A 513-nucleotide genomic window follows, 5' to 3' on the forward strand; every position below is an offset into this window, starting at 1 on the left:
ACGGTACACATTCACCTTCAGACCCTCCGAAACCTCGGATATGTTGTCAAAGAGGACGGAAAATACCAGCTCGGGCTCCGGTTTCTGGAACTCGGCGGTCGGGTCCGCCACAACCGCAGTATCTTCCAAGTGGCGCGGTCGGAGGTCGACGACCTGTCCCAGTCCACCGGTGAGGTCGGAACTATCGGGTACGAGGAGAACGGGCAGCGGGTGCTTGTGTATCGTACGGAACCGTTCGAGGGCGTCTCGGACAACGCGCCGACGGGCGAGTTTACGGAAATGCACTGGACAGCGGTCGGGAAGGCGCTCCTCTCGCAGCGGACGGACGACGATATCCGGGCGATTGTCGAACGTTTCGGGCTTCCCCGCGCGACAGAGAACACGATCACTAACCTCGATGAGCTTCTCGATGAGATCGACGAGATCCGCGCACAGGGATACTCGATCGAGGATGAAGAGCGGGTCAAAGGAGTGAAGTCGATCGCGGTGCCAATACGTGATAACGCGAACCAA

Annotated in this window: 1 protein-coding gene; it reads left to right on the top strand. The window is 59.3% G+C overall.

All coding sequences use genetic code 11. The features are described from left to right. Positions 1-129 precede the first annotated feature (129 nt). A partial coding sequence (locus tag DVK07_RS21115; protein WP_303646400.1) for an IclR family transcriptional regulator occupies positions 130-513 on the top strand: 384 nt, incomplete at its 3' end.

It is taken from the genome of Halorubrum sp. Atlit-26R, from assembly GCF_003666015.1.
Classification (GTDB): Archaea; Halobacteriota; Halobacteria; order Halobacteriales; family Haloferacaceae; genus Halorubrum.